The 26,879-nt window shown below is 62.1% G+C and carries 29 protein-coding genes and 1 tRNA gene; 15 read left to right on the top strand and 15 right to left on the bottom strand.

The features are described 5' to 3' along the window. Positions 1-59 precede the first annotated feature (59 nt). From RO009_09315 to RO009_09290, 6 genes are all read left to right on the top strand, one after another. Positions 60-293: a DUF2171 domain-containing protein gene (locus RO009_09315; GenBank protein MDT3685225.1), complete on the top strand. Its 234-nt coding sequence runs from the start codon at positions 60-62 to the stop codon at positions 291-293. A gap of 95 nt (positions 294-388) precedes the next feature. Then, positions 389-1,084 (top strand): YggS family pyridoxal phosphate-dependent enzyme, encoded by a 696-nt coding sequence (locus RO009_09310; protein ID MDT3685224.1) that lies wholly within the window; start codon positions 389-391, stop codon positions 1,082-1,084. A gap of 271 nt (positions 1,085-1,355) precedes the next feature. Beyond that, a complete protein-coding gene (locus tag RO009_09305; protein ID MDT3685223.1) occupies positions 1,356-2,396 on the top strand; it encodes a sulfate ABC transporter substrate-binding protein in 1,041 nt (346 codons plus the stop codon). 18 nt (positions 2,397-2,414) lie between these two features. Further along, positions 2,415-3,263 carry a sulfate ABC transporter permease subunit CysT gene (gene cysT / locus RO009_09300; protein MDT3685222.1) on the top strand — a complete coding sequence of 283 codons (849 nt, stop codon included), beginning with the start codon at positions 2,415-2,417 and terminating at the stop codon, positions 3,261-3,263. Continuing rightward, positions 3,256-4,143, top strand: coding sequence for a sulfate ABC transporter permease subunit CysW (gene cysW, locus RO009_09295; GenBank protein MDT3685221.1), 888 nt, complete (start codon positions 3,256-3,258; stop codon positions 4,141-4,143). The genes cysT and cysW overlap by 8 nt, the downstream gene beginning before the upstream one ends. After that, a complete protein-coding gene (locus tag RO009_09290; protein ID MDT3685220.1) occupies positions 4,140-5,279 on the top strand; it encodes a sulfate/molybdate ABC transporter ATP-binding protein in 1,140 nt (379 codons plus the stop codon). The genes cysW and RO009_09290 overlap by 4 nt, the downstream gene beginning before the upstream one ends. Here the strand turns inward: RO009_09290 and RO009_09285 are convergent. Then, positions 5,272-5,802: a L,D-transpeptidase family protein gene (locus RO009_09285; GenBank protein ID MDT3685219.1), complete on the bottom strand. Its 531-nt coding sequence runs from the start codon at positions 5,800-5,802 to the stop codon at positions 5,272-5,274. The genes RO009_09290 and RO009_09285 overlap by 8 nt on opposite strands. Before the next feature lie 106 nt (positions 5,803-5,908). On the opposite strand from RO009_09285, the gene RO009_09280 reads away from it, so the two are divergent. Together RO009_09280 and RO009_09275 are read left to right on the top strand one after the other, a co-directional pair. Then, positions 5,909-6,595 (top strand): response regulator transcription factor, encoded by a 687-nt coding sequence (locus tag RO009_09280; GenBank protein MDT3685218.1) that lies wholly within the window; start codon positions 5,909-5,911, stop codon positions 6,593-6,595. 129 nt (positions 6,596-6,724) lie between these two features. Then, complete coding sequence (locus RO009_09275; protein ID MDT3685217.1) at positions 6,725-7,189, top strand: Crp/Fnr family transcriptional regulator; 465 nt, start codon at positions 6,725-6,727, stop codon at positions 7,187-7,189. A 15-nt stretch (positions 7,190-7,204) separates the two neighbouring features. Here the strand turns inward: RO009_09275 and xth are convergent, their stop codons facing one another. Beyond that, the gene (gene xth / locus RO009_09270) at positions 7,205-8,020 is read right to left on the bottom strand and encodes an exodeoxyribonuclease III (GenBank protein MDT3685216.1); all 816 of its coding nucleotides are present in this window, start codon (positions 8,018-8,020) and stop codon (positions 7,205-7,207) included. Positions 8,021-8,166: 146 nt separating this feature from the next. Here xth and RO009_09265 point away from each other — a divergent pair, with 146 nt between their 5' ends. Continuing rightward, entirely contained in the window at positions 8,167-9,441 is a 1,275-nt protein-coding gene (locus tag RO009_09265; protein ID MDT3685215.1) for an NAD(P)/FAD-dependent oxidoreductase, read from the top strand. Here RO009_09265 and RO009_09260 read toward each other — a convergent pair. The 3 genes from RO009_09260 to RO009_09250 form a co-directional block, all read right to left on the bottom strand. Then, a complete protein-coding gene (locus RO009_09260; protein MDT3685214.1) occupies positions 9,407-10,177 on the bottom strand; it encodes an outer-membrane lipoprotein carrier protein LolA in 771 nt (256 codons plus the stop codon). The two genes, RO009_09265 and RO009_09260, sit on opposite strands and share 35 nt — an antisense overlap. A 112-nt stretch (positions 10,178-10,289) precedes the next feature. After that, the gene (locus RO009_09255) at positions 10,290-12,719 is read right to left on the bottom strand and encodes a DNA translocase FtsK 4TM domain-containing protein (protein ID MDT3685213.1); all 2,430 of its coding nucleotides are present in this window, start codon (positions 12,717-12,719) and stop codon (positions 10,290-10,292) included. Positions 12,720-12,730: 11 nt separating this feature from the next. After that, complete coding sequence (locus RO009_09250; GenBank protein ID MDT3685212.1) at positions 12,731-13,948, bottom strand: aminotransferase class I/II-fold pyridoxal phosphate-dependent enzyme; 1,218 nt, start codon at positions 13,946-13,948, stop codon at positions 12,731-12,733. A gap of 314 nt (positions 13,949-14,262) precedes the next feature. On the opposite strand from RO009_09250, the gene RO009_09245 reads away from it, so the two are divergent. Further along, positions 14,263-14,946 (top strand): TerC family protein, encoded by a 684-nt coding sequence (locus tag RO009_09245; protein MDT3685211.1) that lies wholly within the window; start codon positions 14,263-14,265, stop codon positions 14,944-14,946. Between the two features lie 83 nt (positions 14,947-15,029). Here the strand turns inward: RO009_09245 and RO009_09240 are convergent, their stop codons facing one another. From RO009_09240 to tesB, 5 genes are all read right to left on the bottom strand, one after another. Continuing rightward, positions 15,030-16,289 carry an ammonium transporter gene (locus tag RO009_09240; GenBank protein ID MDT3685210.1) on the bottom strand — a complete coding sequence of 420 codons (1,260 nt, stop codon included), beginning with the start codon at positions 16,287-16,289 and terminating at the stop codon, positions 15,030-15,032. 91 nt (positions 16,290-16,380) lie between these two features. Further along, a complete protein-coding gene (locus RO009_09235; GenBank protein MDT3685209.1) occupies positions 16,381-16,719 on the bottom strand; it encodes a P-II family nitrogen regulator in 339 nt (112 codons plus the stop codon). A 335-nt stretch (positions 16,720-17,054) separates the two neighbouring features. Continuing rightward, the gene (locus RO009_09230) at positions 17,055-18,383 is read right to left on the bottom strand and encodes an ammonium transporter (GenBank protein MDT3685208.1); all 1,329 of its coding nucleotides are present in this window, start codon (positions 18,381-18,383) and stop codon (positions 17,055-17,057) included. 27 nt (positions 18,384-18,410) lie between these two features. Continuing rightward, positions 18,411-18,749 (bottom strand): P-II family nitrogen regulator, encoded by a 339-nt coding sequence (locus tag RO009_09225; GenBank protein MDT3685207.1) that lies wholly within the window; start codon positions 18,747-18,749, stop codon positions 18,411-18,413. Positions 18,750-19,008: 259 nt separating this feature from the next. Further along, the gene (tesB, locus tag RO009_09220) at positions 19,009-19,884 is read right to left on the bottom strand and encodes an acyl-CoA thioesterase II (GenBank protein ID MDT3685206.1); all 876 of its coding nucleotides are present in this window, start codon (positions 19,882-19,884) and stop codon (positions 19,009-19,011) included. Positions 19,885-19,961: 77 nt separating this feature from the next. Here tesB and RO009_09215 point away from each other — a divergent pair, with 77 nt between their 5' ends. Further along, positions 19,962-21,176: a ubiquinone biosynthesis hydroxylase gene (locus tag RO009_09215; GenBank protein ID MDT3685205.1), complete on the top strand. Its 1,215-nt coding sequence runs from the start codon at positions 19,962-19,964 to the stop codon at positions 21,174-21,176. Positions 21,177-21,307: 131 nt separating this feature from the next. Here the strand turns inward: RO009_09215 and RO009_09210 are convergent, their stop codons facing one another. The 5 genes from RO009_09210 to RO009_09190 all read right to left on the bottom strand — a co-directional run bounded on the left by RO009_09210 (position 21,308) and on the right by RO009_09190 (position 24,473). Continuing rightward, positions 21,308-21,931 (bottom strand): glutathione S-transferase, encoded by a 624-nt coding sequence (locus RO009_09210; GenBank protein ID MDT3685204.1) that lies wholly within the window; start codon positions 21,929-21,931, stop codon positions 21,308-21,310. Positions 21,932-21,958: 27 nt separating this feature from the next. Further along, positions 21,959-22,156, bottom strand: a complete 198-nt coding sequence (locus tag RO009_09205) for a Trm112 family protein (protein ID MDT3685203.1) — start codon at positions 22,154-22,156, stop codon at positions 21,959-21,961. 70 nt (positions 22,157-22,226) lie between these two features. Further along, positions 22,227-22,901: an LON peptidase substrate-binding domain-containing protein gene (locus tag RO009_09200; GenBank protein ID MDT3685202.1), complete on the bottom strand. Its 675-nt coding sequence runs from the start codon at positions 22,899-22,901 to the stop codon at positions 22,227-22,229. Positions 22,902-22,958: 57 nt separating this feature from the next. Then, the gene (gene trxA / locus RO009_09195; GenBank protein ID MDT3685201.1) at positions 22,959-23,867 is read right to left on the bottom strand and encodes a thioredoxin; all 909 of its coding nucleotides are present in this window, start codon (positions 23,865-23,867) and stop codon (positions 22,959-22,961) included. A 93-nt stretch (positions 23,868-23,960) separates the two neighbouring features. Next, positions 23,961-24,473 carry a prolyl-tRNA synthetase associated domain-containing protein gene (locus RO009_09190; GenBank protein MDT3685200.1) on the bottom strand — a complete coding sequence of 171 codons (513 nt, stop codon included), beginning with the start codon at positions 24,471-24,473 and terminating at the stop codon, positions 23,961-23,963. Positions 24,474-24,641: 168 nt separating this feature from the next. Between RO009_09190 and RO009_09185 the strand changes: the two genes are divergently transcribed. The 4 genes from RO009_09185 (at position 24,642) to RO009_09170 (ending at position 26,874) form a co-directional block, all read left to right on the top strand. Next, positions 24,642-24,716 (top strand) — tRNA-Gly (locus RO009_09185). A 179-nt stretch (positions 24,717-24,895) separates the two neighbouring features. Beyond that, a complete protein-coding gene (locus RO009_09180) occupies positions 24,896-25,468 on the top strand; it encodes a LemA family protein (protein ID MDT3685199.1) in 573 nt (190 codons plus the stop codon). A gap of 16 nt (positions 25,469-25,484) precedes the next feature. After that, on the top strand, positions 25,485-26,261 hold the full coding sequence (locus RO009_09175) for a YgcG family protein (protein ID MDT3685198.1): 777 nt from the start codon (positions 25,485-25,487) through the stop codon (positions 26,259-26,261). A 1-nt stretch (position 26,262) separates the two neighbouring features. Next, positions 26,263-26,874 (top strand): hypothetical protein, encoded by a 612-nt coding sequence (locus RO009_09170; GenBank protein MDT3685197.1) that lies wholly within the window; start codon positions 26,263-26,265, stop codon positions 26,872-26,874. The last annotated feature ends 5 nt before the right edge of the window (positions 26,875-26,879 follow it).

The following is a 26,879-nucleotide window of genomic DNA, read 5'->3' as shown; positions in this document are numbered from 1 at the left end:
GATTTTCTCGGAACTTTCGCCCCCGGCTCCCGGTTTTTCAGCCATCACAGGAGGAGACAATGGTGAAAGCACGCGAAATCCACCATCACATGGAGATTGTGGGGTCGGACGGCACGCATGTCGGTACCGTGGACCACATGGAAGGCGCAAAGTGGATCAAGCTGACCAAGAACGATCCGGAAGCCGGAGGCGAGCACCACCTGATTCCGCTCAAATGGGTGGATCACATCGACAGCCAGGTGCATCTGACCATGGCCTCCGATGAAGCCATGAGCCAATGGCAATCGGCCTGATTTTTCCCGCGTGATGGAGAAAAGGCCCGGCTGCAAAGCCGGGCCTTTTCCGTCAGGCTTTTGCATCGTGATGCGCTGGCCGTTATAGACGCCGGATGCCAGAGTCCAATGCCATTGCCGCCGCGCTGTCCGGCGTGAAACGCAAGATCGCAGACGCTTGCCGCGAGATCGGACGCGATCCGGCGACGGTGACCTTGATCGCGGTGAGCAAGACATTTCCCGCCGACGTCGTCGAACAGGCGATCGTTGCAGGCCACAAAGTGTTCGGCGAAAACCGCGTGCAGGAAAGCAAGGCGAAATGGCCGTCCTTGCGCGAAAAATATTCCGATCTGGAATTGCATCTGATCGGGCCGCTGCAATCCAACAAGGCGAAGGAAGCGGTGGCCTTGTTCGATGCGATTCATTCGGTCGACCGGCCGAGCATCTGCGAGGCGCTGGCGAAGGAAATTGTCAAGCAGGGCCGCGCGCCGCGGCTGTTTGTCGAGATCAATACCGGCGCCGAGCCGCAGAAGGCGGGAATTTTGCCGGAAAATGCCGACGCATTCCTGCGCGCGTGCCGTGACACCTATGGCCTGACCATCGACGGCCTGATGTGCATCCCGCCATTTGAGGAAGCGCCGGCGCCGCATTTCGCGCTGACCGCGAAGATCGCGGCACGCAACGGACTGAAGCTGCTCTCGATGGGCATGAGTTCCGATTTTGAAATCGCCATCGAATTCGGCGCGACGCATGTGCGGGTTGGCTCGGCGATATTTGGTGAACGCGCGCTCGCCGCTGCGGACACAAAATGAACGCGACGCGCTGAAAATCGTCGCGATCCTGCTCTGCGGCACCATCGCCGCGGTATGTTTTTGCTGCGGCGGAACACCACGATCGTTCTAAATCGCTGAGATTTCTAGACTAGTTCCGCGTCCATTGGTCACGCGCATAACCGGCAAGGTCATGCTCGCGGGCGCAACGCGTCTGGAACATCATGCTCCCGATCCGAATTTGTTTGAAATTGACAACGTTGGCCCTTCGAACGTGAATGGGGGCAAGGTTTTCAAGACGGGGCGCGCATTCATGCGACACACGAGCATCGGTTCCAGCGAGCGTTTATGGCGATTCCTTCTTCCGTTCGCGCTGGCCGCGGCGTTTTCAACGATCCTCTCGATCACGGCGTTCTCGCAAACGCTGCTCAACGTGTCTTATGATCCAACGCGCGAGCTGTATCGCGAATTCAACGCAGCCTTCGTCAAGCACTGGAAGGAAAAGACCGGCAACACAATCGCCGTGCAGCAATCACACGGAGGCTCGGGCCCGCAGGCGCGCGCGGTGATCGACGGCGTGCCGGCGGATGTGGTGACGCTGGCGCTCGAAGCCGATATCGATGCCATCGTGAAGAATGCAAAACTGATTGCGCCTGACTGGCGCAAGCGCCTGCCCAATGCCAGCGCGCCTTACACGTCAACCATCGTGTTCCTGGTGCGCAAGGGTAACCCGAAGGGGCTCAAGGATTGGGACGATCTGGTCAAGCCGGGTGTGCAGGTGATTACGCCGAACCCGAAGACGTCGGGCGGCGCCCGCTGGAATTATCTCGCAGCCTGGGCTTTCGCCCACGGCAAATTCGGCGGCGATGTTGCGAAGACGAAGGAGTTCGTCGGCACGCTCTACAGGAATGTGCCTGTCCTCGATACCGGCGCGCGCGGGTCGACGACCACGTTCGTCAAGCGCGGCATTGGCGATGTGCTGCTGGCCTGGGAAAACGAAGCCTTCCTTGCGATCAAGGAGCTTGGACCGGACAAGCTCGACATTGTGGTGCCGTCCATATCCATCAAGGCGGAGCCGCCGGTGGCCGTTGTCGATGTCAATGTCGACAAGAAGGGAACGCGGGCGCTGGCGCAAGCCTATCTCGAATATCTGTACAGCCCTGTCGGACAGAAGATTGCGGCAAAGAATTTCTACCGGCCCAATCAGCCGCAGCATGCCGATCCCGAAGACGCCAAGCGCTTTCCCGGCGTCAAGCTGATCGAAATCGACGACCCACTGTTCGGCGGATGGGTCAAGGCACAGCCCGAACATTTCGGGGATGGTGGCGTTTTCGATCAGATCTTCAAGCGCTGATTCGCGTATCCTCGCGCAATGACCGATAGCGCAACCTGGACGTGGCGGCGGCCGAGCGTCATCCCCGGCTTCGGGCTGACGCTCGGCTTCGCGCTGACCTATCTCAGCCTCATCGTGCTGATTCCGATCGCCGCGCTGATCCTGCGCACGACCGAGTTGTCATGGGAGCAGTTCTGGGCCATTGCCACCAACGAGCGCGTGGTTGCGGCATTGCGATTGTCCTTCGGCGCCTCGTTCGCCGCCGCGACGATCAACGCCGTCTTTGGTTTGATCGTGGCGTGGGTGCTTGTGCGCTATCGTTTTCCGGGCCGGCGCGTCCTCGACGCCATTGTCGATCTGCCCTTCGCGCTGCCGACCGCCGTTGCCGGCATCGCGCTCACCGCCATTTTCGCGCAAACCGGCTGGATCGGACAATTCCTCGAGCCGCTGGGCATCAAGATCGCCTATAACTGGGCGGGCATTGTCATCGCGCTCACCTTCATCGGCCTGCCTTTTGTGGTGCGCACGCTGCAGCCGGTGATCGAGGAAATCGACCGGGAGATCGAAGAGGCCGCCGCGACGCTCGGCGCCACGCGCCGCCAGACCATTGTCAAGGTGATCATGCCGACGCTGCTGCCGGCGTTGCTGACCGGCTTCGTGCTCGCGCTCGCACGCGCGGTCGGGGAATATGGCTCGGTCATTTTCATCGCCGGCAATATTCCCTACCGCACCGAGATCGCGCCGCTTCTGATCGTCATCCGGCTGGAGGAATTCGATTATTCCGGCGCCACCGCCATCGCCACCATCATGCTGGCGATCGCTTTCGTGATGTTCTTGTCCATCAATCTGATCCAGGCCTGGGCGCGCAGGAGATTCGGCGATGTCTGATTTCGCATTTCCAACAGCGCAGCGCGAGCGGGTGCATTTGCCGACCAGCGAAAAGCGGTCGACCAAGGCGGTTCTGATTGCAATCTCGCTGGGGTTCCTCGGCCTGTTTCTGGTGTTTCCGGTACTGGTCGTTTTTGTCGAGGCCTTGCATGCAGGCCTCGGCGCCTATTTCGCGGCGCTGGTGGAGCCGGATGCGCGCGCGGCGATTCGCCTCACGCTGTTGGTGGCGGCCATCGCGGTTCCCGCCAATCTTGTCTTCGGCGTCGCAGCCGCCTGGGCGATCGCAAAATACGAGTTTCGCGGCAAGGCGCTGCTGATCACGCTGATCGATCTGCCGTTCTCGGTGTCGCCGGTCATTGCCGGGCTGATTTACGTCATTCTGTTCGGCACTCAGGGTTATCTCGGCACGTGGCTGCAAAGCCATGGGTTGCAGATCGTGTTCGCCGTGCCCGGCATCGTGCTGGCGACGATCTTTGTCACCTTCCCCTTTGTGGCGCGGGAACTGATTCCGCTGATGCAGGAGCAGGGGACGCAGGACGAGGAAGCCGCCATCTCGCTCGGGGCCGGCGGTTTTCAGACCTTCTGGCGGGTAACATTGCCGAATGTGAAATGGGGCCTGATGTATGGCGTGTTGCTGTGCAATGCGCGCGCCATGGGCGAATTCGGCGCCGTGTCGGTTGTGTCCGGCCATATCCGTGGCCTGACCAACACCATGCCGCTGCATATCGAAATTCTATACAACGACTATCAATGGGCGGCCGCTTTCGCCGTCGCGTCTCTGCTGGCGCTTCTGGCGCTGCTGACGCTCATCATCAAATCCGCCATCGAGTGGCGTTTCGGCGGCGAGCTTGCGGCAACCGCCGGCAAGGGGGCACTATGAACGCGCTTGCGCATTACCATAGGGACATCGATCATGTTCTCGCGGGCGTGGATGAAATCCCGCATGCGGTGACCGAAAAGCTGCGCGGGGATCAATTGACTGTCACCATCGACAACCTCGTCAAAGCCTTCGGCGACACGCCGGCTCTGCACGGTGTGTCGCTCGACATCGCCGGGGGCGAGCTGATTGCGCTGCTCGGGCCGTCGGGTTCGGGCAAGACGACGCTGCTGCGTCTGATCGCAGGTCTCGAATTTCCGTCCGCCGGCCGCATCCTGTTCGGCGAGGACGATGCCTCCGCCAAGAGCGTGCAGGAACGCAATGTCGGCTTCGTGTTCCAGCACTACGCGCTGTTCAAGCACATGACGGTGTTCGAGAACATCGCCTTCGGACTGCGCGTGCGTCCGCATGCGACGCGGCCCGACGAAGCGGTCATCCGCAAGCGCGTGATGACGTTGCTGGAACTGGTTCAACTCGGGGGACTGGAAAAACGATATCCGGTGCAATTGTCCGGCGGACAGCGGCAGCGCGTCGCGCTGGCGCGTGCGCTGGCCATCGCCCCGCGCATTCTGCTGCTCGACGAGCCGTTCGGTGCGCTCGATGCGAAGGTGCGCAAGGAATTGCGGCGCTGGCTTCGCGAAATTCACGACCGCACGGGGCACACGACCGTGTTTGTCACGCATGATCAGGAAGAGGCGCTGGAGCTCGCCGACCGGGTGGTTGTGATGAATCAGGGCCGCATCGAGCAGGTCGGCAGCGCCGACGATATCTACGATCGCCCGGCGACGCCGTTCGTGTTCGACTTCATCGGCGATTCCAGCGCGCTGCCGGTCACCGTCGACAAGGGGCATGTCTATCTCGACGACCTGCCTCTCTCCATCGACGCCCGCGCGCATCGCGATGGTGCAGCGACGCTCTTCTTCCGTCCCGGCCACGTGAAGATCGCCGGTCAGGAGGGTGGCGCCATCACCGGCATTGTCAGCGGCTCGCGGCGCATCGGCGATATCCGGCGGCTGGAGCTGGAGACCGGACTGGCGCGGCATCGTTTCGAGATCGACGTGCCGCTTGATGTTGACGTTCAGAAGAATGGCCGGCTGGCGGTGCAACTCACCAACTGGAGGCTGTTCCCCGCTACCTGATGTCGATGCGGGTCGTCGGCCCCAGCCGCGTCAGCAGGCGCAGCAGCCGATTCCTTTGCAGGCCGACACAGCCCGCGGTCGGCGCGAAACCTGACCGCGCCAGATGAATGAAGACGGCGCTGCCGCGGCCGGCGACGCGCGGGCGGTCATTGTGGTCGATTTCGATGATCAGGTCATAGAGGTGGTCCTCGCGCCAGAGCCGGTCTCCCGGCTCCCCCGCACGGCGCCGGACGGGGCGGTTATAGCGGCGGTCTTGCGGATCCTCGCTCCAGGCGTCCTGGCGGCCGATCGGGCGTACCGGCAGGGTCGTTAATGGCCGCGGGAGGCGGTCTTTTCGCCACCACAGGCGTTTCAGCCGGAAGGTGCCGCGGGGGGTGCCTCCGTCGCCCTCGCGCTTGTTAGCCTTGATGCCGGACCGCCCGAGCGCGACCGGCAGGTACATGGTATCAGCGCGCAGCCAACCCTGGCTTGGAAGACCGGGGCGTGACCGGACGCGAATCATGGCTAAGGTCTGGCGGCGCATTGTTTTGTGCGAACTTTCCGGGTGCGACTTGGTGTTGCCCTTTTTGCCCTTAATGCCCTAATTCGCCGGAAAATAGTAAGCTCATGCTTCGGGGACCCGGAACGAGATGTCGAATATCCGCAAGATCCTGATCGTGGACGATGATGCCGAGCTGCGCGACGCGCTCTTGGAACAGCTTCGTCTGCACGAGGAATTCGAGGCCAGCGCGGTCGAAAGCGCCACCAAGGGCATGCAGATCGCCAAGGCCGGCCAGGTCGACCTGATCATCATGGACGTCGGCCTGCCCGACATGGACGGCCGGGAGGCCGTGCGCATCCTCCGCAAGAATGGCTTCAAGGCACCGATCATCATGCTGACCGGCGCCGATACGGATTCCGATACCATCCTCGGCCTGGAATCGGGCGCCAACGATTATGTTGCCAAGCCGTTCCGCTTTGCGGTGTTGCTCGCCCGCATCCGCGCGCAATTGCGCCAGCACGAAGCGAGCGAGGATGCCGTCTTCACCATCGGACCCTATTCATTCCGTCCCAGTTCGAAGCTTCTGACGACGCCTAAAGGCAGCAAGGTGCGGCTGACGGAAAAGGAAACCGCGATCCTGCGTTATCTCTATCGCGCCGGGCAGCAGCCGGTCTCGCGCGAAACGCTGCTGCAGGAAGTGTGGGGCTACAATTCCGGCGTCACCACGCACACGCTGGAGACGCATGTCTATCGCTTGCGGCAGAAGGTCGAGCAGGATGCCGCCAATCCGTCGATACTGGTGACCGATTCGGGCGGCTACAAGCTGGTGCCCTAGTGTCGCTTGCTCCGGAAATTTGCCTCATCATTGCTGCGGGTCCTGCAAGCGAATTTCTGAACCAGACGGCACTGAAACCTTGAATTTGCTAGTACCCTCCGAATCCGAAGTTCGCTCTATAGCCGGCGCATGAGCATCGAAGACGATATCACTTTCCTCGAAGCAGTTCCGCTCTTCCGGCTCGTCGGGCGTGCGCCGCTGCGCGTCATCGCCATGGGCGCGGAAACGCAAATCGTGCACGAAAGCCAGGTTCTTTTCGACGATCCCGACGTGGTCGATGCCGGTTATGTCGTGAAGAATGGACGGTTCGGTCTGCGCGGCGCGCGTGAAGCCGACCCGGCTTTCATCGCGGGTCCGGGTGCATTGCTCGGGGAACTGGTGCTGATCAGCGACACGGTACGGCCCTCGCCGGTGACCGCACTCGAATTGTCGACGGTGATCCGGATTCCCCGCACCTTGTTCATCAAGATGCTGGACGGCTATCCGGACGCGGCCTTGCGCCTGCGCGATCATATGGCGGCGCGGACCGAGCAAACGATCAGCGAGATCGCGCGGCTCAGGATGGCGCTCAATCCGGCCGGCGCCAAGTCCTGATAACTTCCCAATGTTTCAGATATCGAATGTCGCCGTCACCGGCACATGATCGGACGGTTGCGTCCAGCCGCGCGCATCCTTGCTGATTCTGATGTTTTCGAGCCGGTCCATCAGCATCGGCGCCATCCACATGTGATCCAGACGCCGGCCCTTATCTGCTGATTTCCAGTCGGGCGAACGATAGCTCCACCATGTGTAGAGCTTCTCCGGTTCAGGCACGAGTTCGCGCATGGCGTCGACCCAGCCGCCCTTCTTGCGCGCCGTTTCCAGTTTGTCGCATTCGACCGGCGTATGCGACACCACGTCCAGCAATTGCTTGTGGCTCCAGACGTCGTGCTCGCGCGGCGCGACGTTCAGGTCGCCGAGCAGGATCGCGCGTTCCTTGCCGTTGACATGCACGTCCTTGCAATCGTGCATTTCCTCGAGGAACGACAGCTTGTGCGCGAATTTCGGGTTGACCGTCGGATCGGCCAGGTCGCCGCCGGCCGGAACATAGAGATTGTGAATCGTGATCGGGTCTTTCAGACCGGCCTTCTCGCCGAATACCACCGAAACATGACGCGTGTCGTCGAGGCCGCAAAAGGCGCGCTTGCTGAACGTCTCGAACGGCTTCAGCGAGAGCACGGCGACACCGTGGTAACCTTTCTGGCCGTTGAGCGCGACATGCTCGTAACCGAGCCGCTTGAACCGCTTCAGCGGAAAAGCGTCGTCCGGACATTTGGTTTCCTGCAGGCAGAGAATATCGGGTCGTGCGGCCTTGATGAATTTTGCCACCAGATCGATGCGGAAACGGACCGAATTGACGTTCCAGGTCGTGATTTTCAGCTTCATGCGGCGTCTTAAAGTTCGACATGCCATTGCCGGGCTTGACCCGGCAACCTATCAGGCGGAGTCTTGTTTTTTAGAAGATGGACCCGCGGGTCAAGCCCGCAGGGATCGAATATCTGGAGTTATTGCGGTTCCTGCAAGGACTGCCAGTGCTGCAGAAATCCACGCGTCCGCAGGTGATCATCATCGGCGGCGGTTTTGCCGGGCTTGAAGCGGCGCTGGCGCTGGCGCATGCGCCGGTCGACATCATTCTGCTGGACCGGCAAAACCATCACTGTTTCCAGCCGCTGCTGTATCAGGTCGCCACGGCGGCCTTGTCGCCGGCCGATGTCGCCTGGCCGATCCGCTTCATCCTGCGGCGGCAGGCAAATGTCCGCGTATTTCTTGCGCAGGTGTCGGGCGTCGACCCCACTGCACGCGTTGTCCATGCCGGCGCGCTGAAGGTGCCCTACGACTATCTTGTGATCGCATCCGGCGTCACCCACTCGTATTTCGGCCATGACGAATGGGCAAAAGCCGCGCCCGGACTGAAGAGCATCGAAGATGCGCGTGATATTCGGGCGCGCTTTCTTCTGGCCTTCGAACGCGCCGAGATCGCCGAGACCGAAAGCGAGCGCCACAATCTTCTGACATTCGTCATCGTCGGCGGCGGTCCGACCGGTGTCGAAATGGCGGGGGCGATGGTCGAGGTCGCCAAAAAGACGCTGCAAGATGATTTTCGCCGTATCGATCCGCGCATGTCGCGCATCGTTCTGATCGAGGCCGGGCCGCGTATTTTGCCTGCCTTGCCGGAAAATCTGTCGCGCTATGCGCAGGCGTCGCTGGAGCGCATGGGCGTCGAAGTTCTGACCAGGACCAAGGTGACAGGCTGCGACGATCATGGTGTGTCGCTTGGCGACAACCGCATCGACGCCAGCACCATTGTCTGGGCGGCGGGCGTTGTCGCCTCGCCGGCGGCGCAATGGATCGGTGCCGAGCATGACCGCGCCGGCCGGATTCTCGTCGAGCCCGATCTGTCTGTGCCCGGAAGGGCAAATATCTTTATCGCCGGAGATCTCGCTGCCGTGCGCGATGAAGCCGGCCATGCCGTTCCCGGAATTGCGCCGGCCGCGAAGCAGATGGGCAGGTATGCCGGCCGCGTCATCGCCGCCCGCGTGGCCGGCCGGGCGGAACCGAAGCCGTTCAGATATCGCCACTACGGCGATCTTGCCACCATCGGACGCAAGGCGGCGGTGGTGAAGCTCGGGCGGTTCGAACTGACCGGCTTTCTCGGCTGGTGGTTCTGGGGCGTGGCCCACATCTATTTTCTGATCGGGCTCAGAAACCGCTTCGTCGTCGCTCTCACCTGGCTGTGGAGCTATCTGACGTTTCGGCGCGGTGCGCGGCTGATCAGTTCGCCGGATTTTGAATCCGCTCGTAATTGATCTTGAACAGACCGGGATCGGGCCGCTTGGTCATGTCGAGATTGTAGATCGCGACGGTGGTGTCGTAGCCCTGCGGATCGGTGACGGTCCATTGCTTGAGCGCCAGATCCTGTGCGCCGAACATCAGCATCAATTTATGCGTTCCGCCGAGGGTCTTCTTTTCCTCGATCACGACAGTGGTGAAAATATTGTCAGAATAGACGCCAACGACATTGGTGTCGCGCAGGAGATCGACGCGATCGGCGAGAAGGAAACGCAGCGGTGTCTGCCCGAGCGGATAAAGGTCCTGCGTTGCGAGCTTACGGTCGCGCACAACAAGGCTCTGGCCGTCGGCGACCAGTTCGATCGGAGAGGGCGGGGCATATTCGAAGCGGACGCGGCCGGGCTTCTGCAGGTAAATCTGGCCTTCGGTCTTGCTGCCATCGGGACCGACCTGCACGAAATCGCCGACCAAGGTGCGAATGCCGGTGAGATAATTGCTGATCTTGTCGACCAAAGCGCGCTGGTTGGCGTCGAAAGCGGTCGTCTCGCCAGCCTTGGCGCGATTGAAAATGCTGCCCAAGCCGGCCGCGGGGCCGCGCGCTTCCGCCACCGGCGCCGGAGGCGCCATGTCGGTGCTGTTGGTCTTGGGTTGCGGGGCGGGATTCGGCAAAGGCACCGGCTGGGCAGATGCCATTGCTGGCACCACGAGCCCAATCAAGAATGCGCCCAGCAAGGCCGGCAGCCCCTTTACCATGTTCCACTCCGTTATCGGTCTGAGTGATGTCGCTAGAAGCCGCCTGTGGCGATTTCGCGACCCGTCCGCCGCCCGGGTCAAGTAAATACCAAATCCTTGATTCTCAACAGAGTTACGCGCCTTCCTCGATCAGGATTTCACGCTTTCCGGCGTGATTGGGCTGCCCGACCACGCCTTCCGCCTCCATGCGCTCCATGATGGTGGCGGCGCGATTGTAGCCAATCTGCAGACGGCGCTGGATATAGCTGGTCGAGGCCTTGCGGTCGCGCATGACGATCTGCACCGCCTGACGATAGAGATCGTCGGCGCCGCCGGCGCTGCCCATCTCGGTATTGTCGAAGACCGAACCGTCCTCGTCTTCCTCGTCGCTCCGGGTGACGGCTTCAAGATATTCGGGCGCGCCCTGCGACTTGAGGTGGCGAACCACCTTCTCGACCTCCTCGTCGGAGACAAAAGGTCCGTGCACGCGGCTGATGCGGCCACCGCCGGCCATGTAGAGCATGTCGCCCTGGCCGAGCAGTTGCTCGGCGCCCTGTTCGCCGAGAATGGTGCGGCTGTCGATTTTCGATGTGACCTGGAACGAGATGCGGGTCGGGAAATTCGCCTTGATGGTGCCGGTGATGACGTCGACGGACGGGCGCTGCGTTGCCAGGATGACATGGATGCCGGCTGCGCGTGCCATCTGCGCCAAGCGCTGGATCGCGCCTTCGATGTCCTTGCCGGCGACCATCATCAGGTCGGCCATTTCGTCGACGATGACGACGATGAACGGCAGCGGCTCGAGCGACAGCTCTTCTGTCTCGTAGATCGCCTCGCCCGTATCCTTGTCGTAGCCGGTGTGCACCGTGCGGGTGAGCGTCTCACGCTTCGACTTCGCTTCGGCAAGGCGCGCATTGTAGCCGTCGATGTTGCGCACGCCGAGCTTCGACATCTTCTTGTAGCGCTCTTCCATCTCCTTCACCGCCCATTTCAGCGCAACGACGGCTTTCTTCGGGTCGGTGACGACCGGCGTGAGGAGATGCGGAATGCCGTCATACACCGACAATTCCAGCATCTTGGGATCGATCATGATCAGCCGGCAATGATCCGGCGTCAGCTTGTAGAGCAGGCTGAGGATCATGGTGTTGATCGCGACCGACTTGCCGGAGCCGGTCGTGCCGGCGATCAGCAGATGCGGCATACGCGCGAGATCGACGATGACCGGCTCGCCGCCGATGGTCTTGCCGAGGCAGAGCGGCAGCTTGGTTGGCGAGTTGGAGTAGTCCTGCGAGGCCAGCAATTCTCGCAGATAGACCTTTTCGCGGACTTCGTTCGGCAGCTCGATGCCGATGGCGTTGCGGCCGGCGACGACGGCGACACGCGCCGACACCGCGCTCATCGAGCGCGCGATATCGTCGGCGAGGCCAATCACGCGGGAGGATTTGATGCCGGGCGCCGGTTCGAGCTCATAGAGGGTGACGACAGGGCCGGGCCGGGCATTGATGATGTCGCCCTTCACCCCGAAATCCTCCAGCACGCTTTCGAGCGACTCGGCGTTTTCCTCAATTTCGGCGGTGCTCGGGGTTGCGCGGTCGGAGGCTTTCGCGGCGGTGAGCAGGTTCAGCGAGGGAAGCGTGAATGCTCCGGCAATGTTCAACCGGCGCTTCGGCTGCGGCGCGGCCTTGGCGCGGCGCGGCCGCGGCTCCTCCTCTTCGTCTTCCTCGTCCTCCTCGTAGTCCGCCTCGACGTCTTCCTCGTATTCGTCTTCTTCCGCCGCGGCGCGCCGCCCGGTTAGACGGGGCTCAGCGCGGCTACGCAGGCTGTCGCGCGACATTTTCGCCGGGCGCTCGCGGCGTGCCAGCATGCGGCCAATGCGCGCCTTCAGGCTGAGCAAGGCATGCACAATCCAGCCGAGCGAGATCGCGGTGCGTTCGTCCTCTTCCTCGAATTCTTCGGCCTCGCGGTGGATGTCGTCGGCAAGCGTTTCGGGCGAGCGCCAGCCGAACCCGACGGCGCCGATGAAAGCAGCCAGGGCCAGGCAACCGCATATCGCAGCGAGCAAAAACCGCGTCACGCCTGTCAGCGGACCGAGAAAAGCGAGCGGCAGCCGCAGCATGGCGTCTCCGGTGACGCCGCCAAGTCCTGACGGCAGCGGCCAGGTGGCGATCCGCGGCAGCGCCGACGCGAAAGCTGCGGCCGTGATGACGGCGGCAAACCACAGGATGAGCCGCAGCCATTCGCGCTCGACCGGCCGGTGCGTCAGCAGCCGCCAGCCCCAGACCGCGACCGGAAGAACGACGACAAGGGCCGCGAGGCCGAAGAGCTGAATCAGCAGATCGGCAGCGATGGCGCCCGGTGCACCGAGCAGATTGCGCACCGGCGCGTCGGTGGCGTGACTGAGGCTCGGATCCTGCACCGACCAGGTTGCCAGCGCGGCGGCGAGCGTGACCGATACGACAATCAGCACCAGCCCGCACAATTCGCCGAGCCGGCGGCGAATGGCGCCGCGGAAATCGTCGGACAGGAAATCGATATTGTGGAGAGAACGGTCGATCGCTGGCATGACGCGGCCTCTCACCCGAGCACCGCGATCAGCCGGCGCAGGGCTTCGGCGGTTGTGTCTTTGTCGTGCACCATTGCAATCCGGATGTAGTCGGCGCCGGGATTGTTGCCTTGCGCGTCGGTCTGCGCCGCATACCCGCCCGGCAGAACGCGGAGGCCGGCCTCGCGCCACAATCTTTCGGCGACCTTTACGCTTCCGCCCTGCGCGGACACGTCGAGCCAGAGAAAAAATCCGCCGGCGGGGCGCCGATAGCCGAAGCGAGTACCGATGATCTGATCGGCAAGATCGAATTTTTCGGCATACAGCCGACGGTTTTCTTCGACGTGCGTTTCATCGCCATAGGCGGCGATGGCGACCGCCTGCGCCGGCATTGGAACCTGCGGTGCGGCAGTGTTGCGCATGTCAAGAAAGCGGGTGAGAAAATTGCGGTCGCCGGCGGCGAAACCGACGCGCAGCCCCGGCAGGCTCGATCGTTTCGACAGCGAATGAAACACGACCACATTCGCGTAGTCGGGCCCCGCGACTTCGAGCATGCCGGGCGGCGGGTCGCCAGAGTAGATTTCGGAATAGCATTCGTCGGCGAAGACGAGGAAGCCGAAGCGGCGCGCCAGTGCGACCAGACGCGCGAGATAGTTTTCATCGGCCACTGCGCCCTGCGGGTTGGCGGGCGTCGCCAGATAGAAGGCGACCGTGCGCGCGAACAGGTCCTCGCTCAGCGCGTCGAGGTCTGGCAGAAAACCGGATGCTGCGGTCGCCGGCAGATACATGATCTCGCATTCAGCGCCACGCGCACCGGCGGTGTAGGCGGCGTAGCAGGGATTGGGCACCAGGATCGCAGGCATGCCCTTGCGCGGTGCGACGAAATGCTTGGCGGCGATGGCCGCGAGAAAAAGACCCTCGCGTGTGCCATTGAGCACCAGCACGTCGTGCTCAGGATCGAGCGGGCGCGGCAGGCGGTAGCGCCAGAACAGCCAGCGCACGACGGCGCGGCGGAATTCGTCGGTGCCCTTGTTGGCGGGATAGCGGCCGAAATCGCCGATATTGGCGGCCAGTGTCGGTCCGACAAAGGATGGCACGGGATGCTGCGGCTCGCCGACTGCGCAATTGATGGGAGTCTTGCCGGGCGTGATCAGCGCCAAAAGATCGTTCAGCCGCGCGAAAGGAGACCGCGCGTCGGAAGCCCGGGCGGGGGATGGCGGCGAGACGCGATCGGCGACGGTCATGAACATCAGAAAGGGCGGTTTATCCCGATGACACAGGGGTTTCCGCCACACTAGAGGGGGCAGGTTAAGGTCCGATTAACCATCGGCCGAGGCGGGGGGCGGCAAGCGGCGTCTTGAAAGGGCTGCGATTATCCCTAAATGCTGGCCCCGGTTCGGGCCCCTCTGGCGATCTCAATGATCGTGATGTCGAGCCAATCACCGCCGGTTCCGTCCGGCAGATGGTGTCACCAGAGGAGGGGTCTTTGGACTTTTCGCTCGCCTATTTGATTGCGCTTGCGGTGGACCCGGTGGTCTGGGCGGCGCTCGCCACCCTGATCGCCATGGAAGTCGTCCTTGGCATCGACAACCTGATTTTCATCTCCATCGTCACCAACAAGCTGCCGCCGCATCAGCGCGAGCGCGCTCGGCGGATCGGCATCGGGCTGGCCCTGATCTTCAGGCTGTTGCTGCTCGGGACCATCGCCATCATCGTCCAACTGCGTCAGCCGATTTTCACGCTGTTCGGACATCCGTTCTCGTGGCGCGATCTGATCCTGATCGCTGGCGGACTGTTCCTGGTCTGGAAGGCGACCAAGGAAATCCACCATAACGTCTATGCCAATCACGCCCCCGACATGTTCGACGCGGCGCCCGCGACCGCGGGCTTTGCCTCGGTGATCGGACAGATCCTCGTACTTGATCTCGTCTTCTCGATCGACAGCATCATCACCGCGGTGGGCATGACCGAACATGTGCCGATCATGGTGATCGCGGTGCTGGTCGCGGTCGGCGTGATGCTGCTGGCGGCGACGCCGCTCGCGAACTTCGTCGCGGCCAATCCCTCGGTCGTGATGCTGGCGCTCGGATTCCTGATCATGATCGGCACGGTGCTGATCGCGGAAGGTTTCGGCGCGCATGTGCCGAAGGGCTACGTCTACACGGCGATGACATTCTCGGTGGCGATCGAGGCGCTGAATCTGCTTGCGCGCCGCGTTTCGCAAAAGCAGACACAGCAGCGAAGATAAAGAAAGAGGCCCCGGTCCGGGGACCGGGGCCTCCATTCGGCGAGGGGCGGTGCCGGGTATTTTCGCCCCGCCGCACGAAGGTCCTAGTGCTGCACACTCTCGCCGTGCAGTGACAGATCGAGGCCCTCTTCTTCTTCCGCCGCGGTCGGGCGCAGCCCGATCACGATCTTGACGATGAAGAGAATGATCGCGGTGACGATGGCGGTGTAGATGATCGTGACTGCGACGCCGTAGATCTGCGTCATCACGCTGGCGTCCTTGCCGAGTTCGTTGATCGCTGCATCCGCGAACACGCCGGTCAGGATCGCGCCGATGATGCCGCCGACGCCGTGGACGCCGAATACATCAAGCGAGTCGTCGTAGCCGAGCGCCTTCTTGACGTGGACGGCCGCGATGTAACAGCCGACACCGGCAAGAGCGCCGATGATCAGCGCACCGGTCGGGTTGACGAAGCCAGCCGCCGGCGTGATCGCCACCAGACCGGCGATGGCGCCTGAAATGATGCCGAGCAGGCTCGGCTTCTTGATCACGATCCACTCACAGAACATCCAGCCCAGCGCCGCGGCAGCGGTGGCAACCTGGGTGTTGACCATGGCCGCGCCCGCCAGCGCATTGGCGCCGACCGCCGAGCCCGCGTTGAAGCCGAACCAGCCGACCCACAGCAGAGAGGCGCCGATCAGCGACCAGGTCAGGTTATGCGGCGCGAGATTGGACGAGCCAAAGCCCTTGCGCTTGCCGATGATGATGCATGCCACGAGGCCCGCAACGCCGGCGTTGATGTGGACGACAGTGCCGCCGGCGAAGTCGAGCACGCCGGCGCCGCCGAGGAAGCCGCCGCCCCAGACCCAATGTGCGATCGGGACGTAGCAGAAGATCAGCCACAGGCCCATGAACCACATCAAGGCAGAGAACTTCATGCGTTCGGCGAAGGCGCCGGTGATCAGGGCAGGCGTGATGATAGCGAAGGTCATCTGGAAGGTGATGAACACCCATTCCGGGATCGTCGCGGCGAGCGAATTCACCGTGCCGTTGTTCACGCCGGCCAGCATCGCCTTGGAGAAGCTGCCGATATAGGCGTTCATGCCTTCGCCGCCTTCGGTGAAGGCGAGTGAGTATCCGAGCACCATCCAGAGAACGGTGACCAGGCAGCAAATTGCAAAGCTCTGCATGATCGTGGCGAGCACGTTCTTCTGACGCACCATGCCGCCGTAAAACAGCGCAAGGCCGGGAATGGTCATCATCAGAACGAGCGCGGTGGATGTCAGCATCCACGCGGTGTCGCCGGTGTCGAGCTTGGGCGCTTCGGCCGCGGCCTCCGCGAAGGCTGACGTCGTCGTTACCATCGACGCCAGAAGGGCGGTTATGAACCCGGCCCGGCACGGAATCTTGAATGACATTTTGTGAGCTCCTGTCCGAATACTTGTTGGGTCGGGTTTAGAGGGCTGATGCGTCCGTCTCGCCGGTGCGGATGCGCACGGCGTGATCCAGACCGAAGACAAAGATCTTGCCGTCGCCGATCTGCCCGGTCTTGGCGGCGCCGGTGATGGCTTCGATGACTTTGTCGACCTGATTGGTAGCGACCGCGACCTCGATCTTGAGTTTGGGCAGGAAACTCACGGCGTATTCAGTGCCGCGATAGATTTCAGTGTGCCCTTTCTGACGCCCGTAGCCCTTGACCTCAGTGACGGTCATGCCGTGCACCCCGATCGCGGTTAGCGCGTCGCGAACCTCGTCGAGCTTGAACGGCTTGATGATGGCCATGACGATTTTCATTTTGGTTCGATCCCCGTTGGCCCGTCACACGCACGATGCAGATGCGGGCATCCTCATTCGGCCGGGCGACGCAAAGTCGCCTCCGCGCGCCTCGCCGGAGGAAAGAGAATCAAGCGCCGTGCCAGTCCGGGATCCGGCGCCTACATCTTTGAAAAAGCGAACAATTTGCCGCGCCTCGGTGCGGGCATAAGGTACGGGCCGGTGTCGCCGCACAAAGAGTCACCAGTTCTGCCTAGTTCCTGGTCATAGCGGTGCGGCGAATGGCGATATCGTCCTGCAGACAAAAAAAGAGCCCGGAGGGCCGGGCTCTCTTCTGTGGAAGCGATGGTGCTTTGTCAGATCTGCAGGGCTTCGCCGTGCTGGGTGATGTCGAGGCCTTCGAGTTCCTGCTGCTGGCTGACCCGCAGCGGCACCATGAACGAGATCACCTTGAGCAGCAGCCAGGTGATGCCGCCGCTCCACACGATCGTGACCGCAACACCGTAAGCCTGCATCAGCAACTGGTTGGCATTGCCTTCCAGCAACCCGGGCAAGCCGCCGGGAGCGTCCGCTGTTGCTGAAATCGCCGCCGTGGCAAAGACGCCGGTCAGAAGCGTTCCGGTCAGACCGCCGACGCCGTGCACGCCAAACACGTCGAGCGAATCATCATAGCCGAATTTGTGCTTCAGCTTGGTGCAGGCCCAGAAGCAGACCGCGCCGGCGATCAATCCGATCACGATGCCATGCCAGGGCAGCACGAAGCCGGAGGCGGGAGTGATGGTGCCGAGTCCGGCGATCGCGCCGGAGATCATGCCGAGCACCGACGGCTTGCCGCGTGTCCACCATTCCAACAACATCCATGACAGCGCGCCGGCGCTCGCCGCAAGATGCGTCGCGACCAGCGCATAAACTGCGCGCGAATTCGCGCCCAGTGCCGAACCACCATTGAAGCCGAACCAGCCGATCCACAACAGACCGGTGCCGACCACGGCAAGCCCGAGATTGAATGGTGCAAGATTCTCCGTGCCGTAGCCGCGGCGCGTACCAAGCATATAGGCGGCGACAAGGCCGGCAACGCCGCAATTCAGATGGACCACAAGCCCGCCGGCAAAATCGAGCACGCCGGCGGCGCCGAGAAAACCGCCGCCCCAGACCCAATGCGCGATCGGCACATAGACCAGCAGCAGCCATCCCACACAGAACCATGCGAAAGCGGAAAAACGAATGCGCTCCGCCACCGAGCCGGACACCAGCGCGACCGTGATCACCGCGAACGTCATCTGGTAGACCATGAACAGCGCTTCCGGAATTGTCTTCGCCAAGGCATGCGCCGAATCCATCGTCATGCCCATGAGCATGAAGCGATCCATGGTGCCGATGACGGGGCCTTCGCCGGTGAAGGTCAGCGTGTAGCCGATGACCACCCAGAGCAGCGAACAGATGATCAGCGCAGCAAGACTCTGTGCCATTGTCGCCAGCACATTCTTCTTGCGCACCATGCCGGCATAGAACAAGGCAAGTCCGGGCAGTGTCATCATCAGCACCAGCGCCGTGGCTGTGATCATCCAGGCCGTGTCGGCCGGGTCGATTTTCGCCGTCTGCGCGAAAGCGGGCGGTGCGGAAATCGCAATCGGACCTGCAACTGCAAAAGCAGCCAGCAGCCGGCGGTGTGATGATGTAAGCATTCCTGTTCCCCCTGAGTGACCTGACGCCTAAAGAGCGTCGTTGTCCGTTTCGCCGGTGCGGATGCGCACGGCGCGTTCGACGTCGGTGACGAAGATTTTTCCGTCGCCGATCTGTCCGGTCTTGGCGGCCGACGTGATCGCTTCAACGACCTTGTCGGCGCGGCCGGATTCCACGACGATCTCGATGCGCAGCTTGGGCAGGAAATTCACCGCGTATTCGGCGCCGCGATAGATTTCGGTATGGCCCTTCTGGCGGCCATAGCCCTTCACCTCGGTGACCGTCATGCCGTGAACGCCAAGTGCGTTCAGCGCTTCGCGGACATCGTCGAGCTTGAAGGGTTTGATGATGGCAGTGACAAGTTTCATGACCGGCTTCCTCCTTGGGTATCGCCGGCCAAAATTATCATGTCGCCGCGGGACCCTCGCAGGTCGCGGCCGGTGCCCGGCGCACCGGAAGCCTGCAATTCAATCTTTGTGCCAATGCATTAGGCACGGTTTGGGCATTGAAAAAACTGCGATTTTTAGCGAGCGGCGCGTCGGATGCCTGCCAAGCCGGCGAAGGCGTGCCTCAAAGGCGCGCAGATGCATATTTTGTATGCAGCGTTGTTCACGCTTTTCGGTCCGGCTACGGCTTCGGCGCCTGGATGCGCTCGCGCACCAGGCCCTCCTGGGCGACCGAGGCCACCAGCGTGCCGTCCTGCTTGAAAATCAGGCCGCGCGCAAAGCCGCGGGCGCCGTGCAGGTTGGGACTGTCCTGCGCGTAGAGGAGCCATTCGTCGGCGCGGAAGCGCCGGTGCAGCCACAGCGCATGATCGAGACTCGCCGCCATGAAATCCTTTTCGAACAGCGTGCGGCCATGCGGCACCATGACGGTGTCGAGCAATGTCATGTCGGACGCATAAGCCAGCACGCATTGATGAATGGCCGGGTCGTCCGGCAGCCGTTCGGTGGTCTTGATCCAGACGTTGAATTTTCCCTCCGGCAGCTTCTTGCCGGTGTAGCGGTCATATTCGACCGGCCGCAGCTCGATCGGGCGTTCGCGCTCGTAATAGCGGCGCACCGGATCGGGCATGCTCGGCAGGATGCGCTCGCGCAGTTCGGCGTCGCTCGGCAGCTTGTGCGGCGGCGGCACGTCCGGCATCGGCGACTGATGATCGAAGGCGATGACCTCCGGTACGTGAAAGGACACCGACATCGCGAAGATCGGATGACCGTGCTGGATCGCCTTCACGCGGCGGGTGGTGAAGCTCTTTCCGTCGCGCAGATGCTCGACTTCATAGATGATCGGTACGCTCGGATCGCCGGGCAGGATGAAATAGGCATGCATGGAATGCGGCAGGCGATTTTCGACGGTGCGGCAGGCGGCGACCAAAGCCTGGCCGATCACCTGGCCGCCAAACACACGCTGCCAACCAACCTGCGGTGAACGCCCGCGGAATAGATTCACCTCGAGCGGCTCAAGGTCGAGGATGGTCAACAAGTCCTGAACAGCGGATGACATGGATTTCCCTGAATGGGCAGACAGGCGGGACTATGAAGTATAATAAGACGGCCATGTCAAAGAAGCCTCAAGTCGGTATGGACCGGGCCGATATTGTGATCGGCGGCGGCGGATTGGCCGGCCTCGCCCTCGCCATCGCCCTGCGGGATGCACTCGGCGACACGTTTTCGGTCGTGGTCGTCGATCCGGCGCTTGAGCGGTCCGCGGGCGATGCGCGCGCTTCGGCCATTGCAGCGGCTGCACGGCGACTGTTCGAAACCATCGGCGTGTGGGATGAAGTCGCTGCGCAGGCGCAGCCGATCCTTGACATGATCGTCACCGATTCTCGGCTGGACGATGCCATGCGCCCGAGATTCCTCACCTTCGACGGCGAGATAGCGCCGGGCGAACCTTTCGCGCACATGATCGAGAACAATGCGTTGATCGCGTCGCTACTCAAGAAGGCGCGCGCGATCGGCATTGACCTGCGTGCAGAATCGGTGACCGTGTTTGATACGCAAGACGGCGTGATTGCTGTGCGGGTGTCGGACGGCAGCAAAGTCGCGGCGCGGCTGCTGGTGGCTGCCGACGGCGCGCGGTCGGCGCTCCGCGAGCAGGCGGGCATTGCGAGCTTTGGCTGGGATTACGAGCAGTCCGGCATCGTCACGACAGTGGCGCATGAGCGCGCGCATCATGGGCGTGCCGAAGAGCATTTCCTGCCGGCCGGACCTTTTGCGATTCTGCCGCTGAAAGGCAATCGATCATCGATCGTCTGGACTGAAGCGCGAGAAGAAGCCGAACGCCTTGTCGTATTGCCGGATGCGGAGTTCCACGCCGAGCTTGAGAAACGCTTCGGCCTGCATCTCGGCGAGATCGAGATTGCCGGGCCGCGCCGCGCCTATCCGCTCGGATTGATGGTCGCTCGCAGCTTTGTCGCGGACCGCATCGCGCTGGTTGGCGACGCCGCCCACGTCATTCATCCAATCGCCGGTCAGGGGCTGAATATGGGTCTGCGCGATGTCGCGGCGCTCGCCGAAGCGATTGTCGATGCGGCGCGGCTCGGCCTCGATATCGGCGGCGCGAGCGTGCTTGATCGCTACCAGCGCTGGCGGCGCTTCGACACCATGACCATGGGCGTCGCGACGGACGGTCTCAATCGGCTGTTTTCCAACCACTCCGACGTGCTGCGGCTGCTGCGCGACGCGGGCTTGGGAATAGTCGACCGCATTCCGTCGCTGAAAAGCTTCTTCATCCGCGAGGCTGCCGGCATTACGGGTGAAGCGCCAAAGCTGCTGAAGGGTGAGGCGCTTTAGCCACGTGATTTGTGTGATCGGGCTGCGTTACATCACCTCCGCTCGTTCCCGCGAGAATAAGGACCAAGGCGCGAAAATACCGATGCGGGAACGAACGGAGTATGTGGATGCATTTGATATGAGCAAAATGCTCAGCTCAGCGGAATTGACTCGACGTGATCCCTGAACGCCTTGCGCTTCTGTAAGTCGGCATACCAGCGCTCGAGACACGGCATCTCCGGACGCTCCGGGCAAAGCTGGCGGAAACGATACGCCATCACCCCGAGCGGAATGTCGCCCATGGAGAACTGGTCGCCCGCGACGAACGCCGTCTTGGCAAGCTGAGCATCGAGGATTTTCATCGCTTCGGCAGTCTTGGATTGCGACGCGGCGATGGCGGCGAGATCGCGCTTCTCTTGCGGCGTGCGGATCAGTCCCCAGAAGGCGGGTGTGATCGCCGGTCCGACCACTGACAATTGCCAGTCCATCCACTGGTTTGCGCGCGCCCGTACTTTCGCATCAGCCGGCTCGAGCTTGCCTGCGCTGTATTCGCGCGCGAGATAGCGCACGATGGCGTTGGATTCCCAGAGGATGAAGTCGCCATCCTGCAGCGTCGGCACGAGTCCGTTCGGATTCATCGCGAGATAGGCGGGCTCGCGGTTCTTGCCGAAGGCGCCGCCGATATCGAACCGCTGATGTTCAAGTCCGATTTCGCCGACGGCCCACATCGCCTTCTGCACATTGGATGAGGTATTGCGCCCCCAGATTTTCAGCATGCTTTTTTTCCCAAACTGTTGAAGTTCTTAATCGAGCCGGCGCGCCTCTTCCGCCAGCATGATCGGAATGCCGTCGCGGATCGGATAGGCGAGCTTGGCCGCGCGCGAAATCAGCTCCTGCCGCGCGGCGTCGTATTCCAGTGGTCCCTTGGTGACGGGACAAACGAGGATTTCAAGCAGCTTCGGATCAACGCTGCCGGCGGGGCGATCGGTTTCGGTCATGATCAACTCCAAAGCAAATCCGCGGCCGACGCATCAGTTCTTGCCGGCGACAGGGTTGTAATCGGTCGGTGGGTCATTGCAACGGCGTTTCGCCGGGAGTGCTGTTCTTGGCGAGCTCGATCTCGGTGACCGCGACCAGGATTTCGGCGCGCGTCTTCAGATCGGGCGCCTCCAGCATCGCCTGCTTTTCCGCGGTGCCGTAGGGCGACATCATCGCCAGCGCATTCACCAGCGCTTCATTCGGCGCGTTCTCGATGCCTTCCCAGTCGGTCTTCAGATTGTTGGCTTTCAGAAAATCCGACAGCGCCTGCAGCACTGCCTTGCGATCGACATGCTCCTCGCCTTTGCGGGCGATGAAGTCGTCGATGAAAGGCGCGTAGGTCACACGGCATTGCCGGAACAACGTCGTGACCGGCAATTCCTCCTCGATACGAAAACGGCTGATACCGGTGAGTTGCATCAGATAGCGGCCATCGCCGGTTTCAGCGATCTGGGTGATGCGGCCGACGCAGCCGACCTTGTAGAGATTGGGATGGTCCTCGGAGCCAGGATGCGCGGGATCGGGCTGCACCATTCCGATCAGGCGGTTGCCGGACATCAGCGCGGCATCGACCATCGCAATATAGCGGGGTTCGAAAATGTTCAGCGGCATTTGACCGCGCGGTAACAGCAACGCGCCCGGCAGGGGAAAAATTGGGATGACGCCCGCGAGATCTTCAGGCCCCTTGTAGATCTCGTTCATCGGCATGGCTGCTCTCCGCACTCACTCAACGGCCGACGCCATGGGTCGGCGCGCTCAATGCGTTCACGCGAACAGGATCGATGACAGGCGGCGGCGTCCCTCGATCGTCGCTTCATCGGTTGGACCCCAGGCGTCGAACAGTTGCACGAGCTGCTTGCGCGCCCCGTCGTCGTTCCATTTTCGATCGCGCTTGACGATGTCCAGCAAATGGTTGGTGGCGCCTTCGCGATTGCCCTTGGCGTTGAGAGCCACCGCAAGATCGAAACGCGCCTGATGATCCGTGGGATTGGCGGCGACTTTCGCTTCGAGCTCGGCGATGGGGCCGACATTGGACGCCTGTTCGGCAAGATCGAGCGCAGCTTTTGCCGCGAGGTAGGCCGCGTCGTTGTGCTTGCTCTGTGGAATGAGATCCAGTGTGCGCTTTGCCTGTTCGAGATTGCCGGCGCCCACATGGCTGCGCGCGAGCCCAGCCAAGGCCGGAATGCTGGAACTGTCCTGCGCCAGCACATTCGCGAAAATGTCGGCGGCGCCCGCGAAATCCTTGGCGGCGAGCGCCTCCTCGCCGGCCTTTACCAAATCCTGTTCCTCGCCGCCGACCTTGTCCTTGATCAGCCGCTCGATGAAACCGGTGACCTGGCTCTCCGGCAACGCGCCCATGAATCCGTCGACCGGCTGGCCGTTGACGAAGGCGATCACCGCCGGGATGGACTGGATGCCGAGCTGTCCCGGAATGGCGGGATGCTGGTCGATGTTCATCTTGGCGAGCTTGACCTTGCCCTTCGCGGCCCGGACCACCTTCTCGATGATGGGCGTCAGTTGCTTGCAGGGCCCGCACCAGGGGGCCCAGAAATCCACCAGGACCGGCTGGCTGCGCGACGCCTCGATGACGTCCTTCATGAAGCCTTGGGTGGTGGTCTCGACAACAAGATTGTCCGCCGCCGCGGCCGTTGCCGTACCCGAGTCCTGAAACATTTCAATAATCCCTACGCCCCTGACCGGGGCTTCGAAACCGCCAAACATTACCTGATGACGTCAATAAATGGCGACAAAAGGAGCAATTGCAATCTACCCGGTGATATCCAGGCCGGAAACGGCTTCTATCCGGGGGGTGTGTCCGGTGGCTTCGATGAAGCGGACCAGGCCGCTATTGGCAATGGTGGTGGTCATGGTGTTGACCAGCGGATGATAGTTCAGTTCCGGCTGTTCCATCATGGCCCCATCCAGGACCACACTGACCCGCCGTCCGGTGTCGTTGATCAGGCCGAAAGGGGTCACCGAGCCGGGCGTGACCCCCAACGTATCGCGCATTGTATCGGCCGAACCGAATGAAAACCGGCCGCTGGCCTCGAGCCGGCGGTGCAGCGACTTCAGATCGATGACCGCATCTTCCAGCGCCACCACCAAAAACAGAGCTCCCTTCTTGTCCTTCAGGAACAGATTTTTGGTGTGACCGCCGGGGATCTTGCCGCGCAAGGCCTGCGATTCGTCGACCGTGAACAGCGGTGGATGACTCACGGTCTTGTGCGCAATGCCGAGGCGGTCAAGAAATGCAAAAAGATCGTCGGGGGTGGCGGGCATGGACGGACGGTTTTCTAGGCAGCGTTTCCGGGAGAGGCAAGCGAGGCAACCGGATTAACCGTGCAGTCGCAAAGAGTTTAGGGCGGCTGTCGGCATCGCGGTTGCAATCCCGGACTGCATTTGGCATAGGGTGGCCCTTGGCGGCCGCTCGCTGCCAGCCCTACGGATGCGGGTGTAGCTCAGGGGTAGAGCACAACCTTGCCAAGGTTGGGGTCGAGGGTTCGAATCCCTTCGCCCGCTCCAATTTCAACGATTTTCGATAGTTTTAGCGCGCAATGCCGGGTTTTTGCCCGGCTTGCGGGTCGGGATGAGCCGGCGCAGGCTGGCGGCCTCATTTTAGGGTCGGCGGGCCAGTACGGTTGCGGCCAGCATTGGAGGGCGAAATGGTTGTGGCGGCGGCAGGTTTTCGAATTTTCCGTGCAATGCCTTTTTTCGCGATTTTGCTGGGCCTTCTGGTGTCCGGCTGCGGCATCAACAATATCCCGACCTTTGAGGAACAGGCGAAGGCCAAATGGTCCGACGTGCAGAACCAGTATCAGCGCCGCGCCGATCTGATCCCAAATCTGGTCGAGACCGTCAAAGGCTATGCCGCGCAGGAGCGGCAGGTGCTGGAGGCGGTGATCAACGCGCGCGCCCGCGCGACCCAGATCAAGGTTGATGCCGGCACGGTGACCGATCCCGAAACCTTCAAGAAATTCCAGGATGCGCAGTCTCAATTGTCGGGTGCACTTGGCCGCCTGATCGCGACGGTGGAGAATTATCCGGATCTGAAATCGAACCAGAACTTCCTGGCGCTGCAATCACAACTCGAAGGCACGGAAAATCGCATCGCGGTGGCGCGGCGCGACTATATCGAGGCGGTGCGCGCCTATAACACCGAAATGCGGACCTGGCCCGGCATCATCTGGGCGTCGACCGTTTATCGGAATCACAAGCCGATGGAAACGTTCACTGCCGCTGACGGTGCGCAGACGCCACCCAGCGTGAAATTCTGACCTGCATTTTGATCTCATGCGCCGACTGGCTGCGATCCTCCTCACGCTGATCGTTTTCAGCGCGACGGCTTTTGCACAATCGCTGACCTTTCCGACGCTCACCGGCCGCGTCGTCGACCAGGCCGGGTTGCTGGATGCGGCGGCACACGCGCAGCTTGAGCAGACACTCGCCGACCTGGAAGCAAAGACCACGGATCAGCTCGTCGTGGTGACACTCAAATCCCTGCAAGGCACCTCTATCGAGGATTACGGCTATCAGCTAGGACGGCACTGGCAGATCGGCCAGAAGGGCAAGAACAACGGCGTGCTGCTCATCGTTGCGCCGAACGAACGCAAGGTGCGGATTGAAGTCGGTTACGGCCTTGAAGGCATGCTGACCGACGCGATCTCAAGCTACATCGTGCAGAATTCGATCCTGCCCCGGTTCAAGGCGGGAGATTTCGCCGGCGGCATCCGGCGCGGCATCGAGGACGTCGCGCAGGTGCTCTCGGGCGACGCCGAGGAATACAGGGAACGGGCGAGCAGATCGCCGGAGCGCGCGATGAGCGTGGAAGACGCCATCGTTATCGCGTTCTTCCTTTTCATCGCCGCCATCATCATCCTGAATGTCCTCGCCGGTGTGCTGCAAGGCGGGACTGGCAAGAGGCGGCGCGGCCGCTGGGGTGACAGCATCCCGGTCATCATCGGCCCGTCATCGGGCGGTGGCTGGTCGTCCGGCGGCTCTTCCTCTGGCGGCGGGTTCTCGGGTGGCGGCGGCTCGTTCGGTGGCGGCGGCTCGTCCGGGAGCTGGTGAGATGATGATCAGCGACAGCGACAAGAACCGCATCAGCGCCACGATCCGTACGGCCGAGAGCAGCACCTCCGGTGAAATCTTCTGCGTCATTGCGCGGCAATCGGGCGATTACCGGCTGGTACCGGTCATATGGGCGGCGGCCATCGCGCTGGCGTTGCCATATGCGCTGCTGTATCTGACCCGTTGGCCGGCGCAAACCATCTACCTGGCCCAGCTTGCCGCCTTCATCGGCTTTTCACTGGTGTTATCGCTTCCGCCGATCCGGATCCGCGTCGTTCCGCGATGGCTCAAATACAGATACGCGCATGCCGAAGCGATGCGGCAGTTTTTTGCGCAGCGCCTCGACAAGACCGACGCGCGCACCGGCGTTCTCATCTTTGTCTCGGCCGCCGAGCATTATGCCGAAATCGTTGCGGATGTCGGAATCAATGCCAAGGTGTCACAGGCCGTATGGGATGAAGCGGTCGCTGCGTTGATTGAGAACATCAAACGCGACTGCGCGGCCGATGGCTTAGTCGCGGCGATCGACAAATGCGGCGCGGTACTGGCTGCGCATTTCCCTCCGGGCGCGCTCAACCCGAACGAATTGCCCGACAAGCTGGTCGAAATCTGAAGGTG

Source organism: Pseudorhodoplanes sp., from assembly GCA_032027085.1.
Classification (GTDB): Bacteria; Pseudomonadota; Alphaproteobacteria; order Rhizobiales; family Xanthobacteraceae; genus Pseudorhodoplanes.
This window is presented reverse-complemented; position numbering and strand designations above follow the sequence as displayed.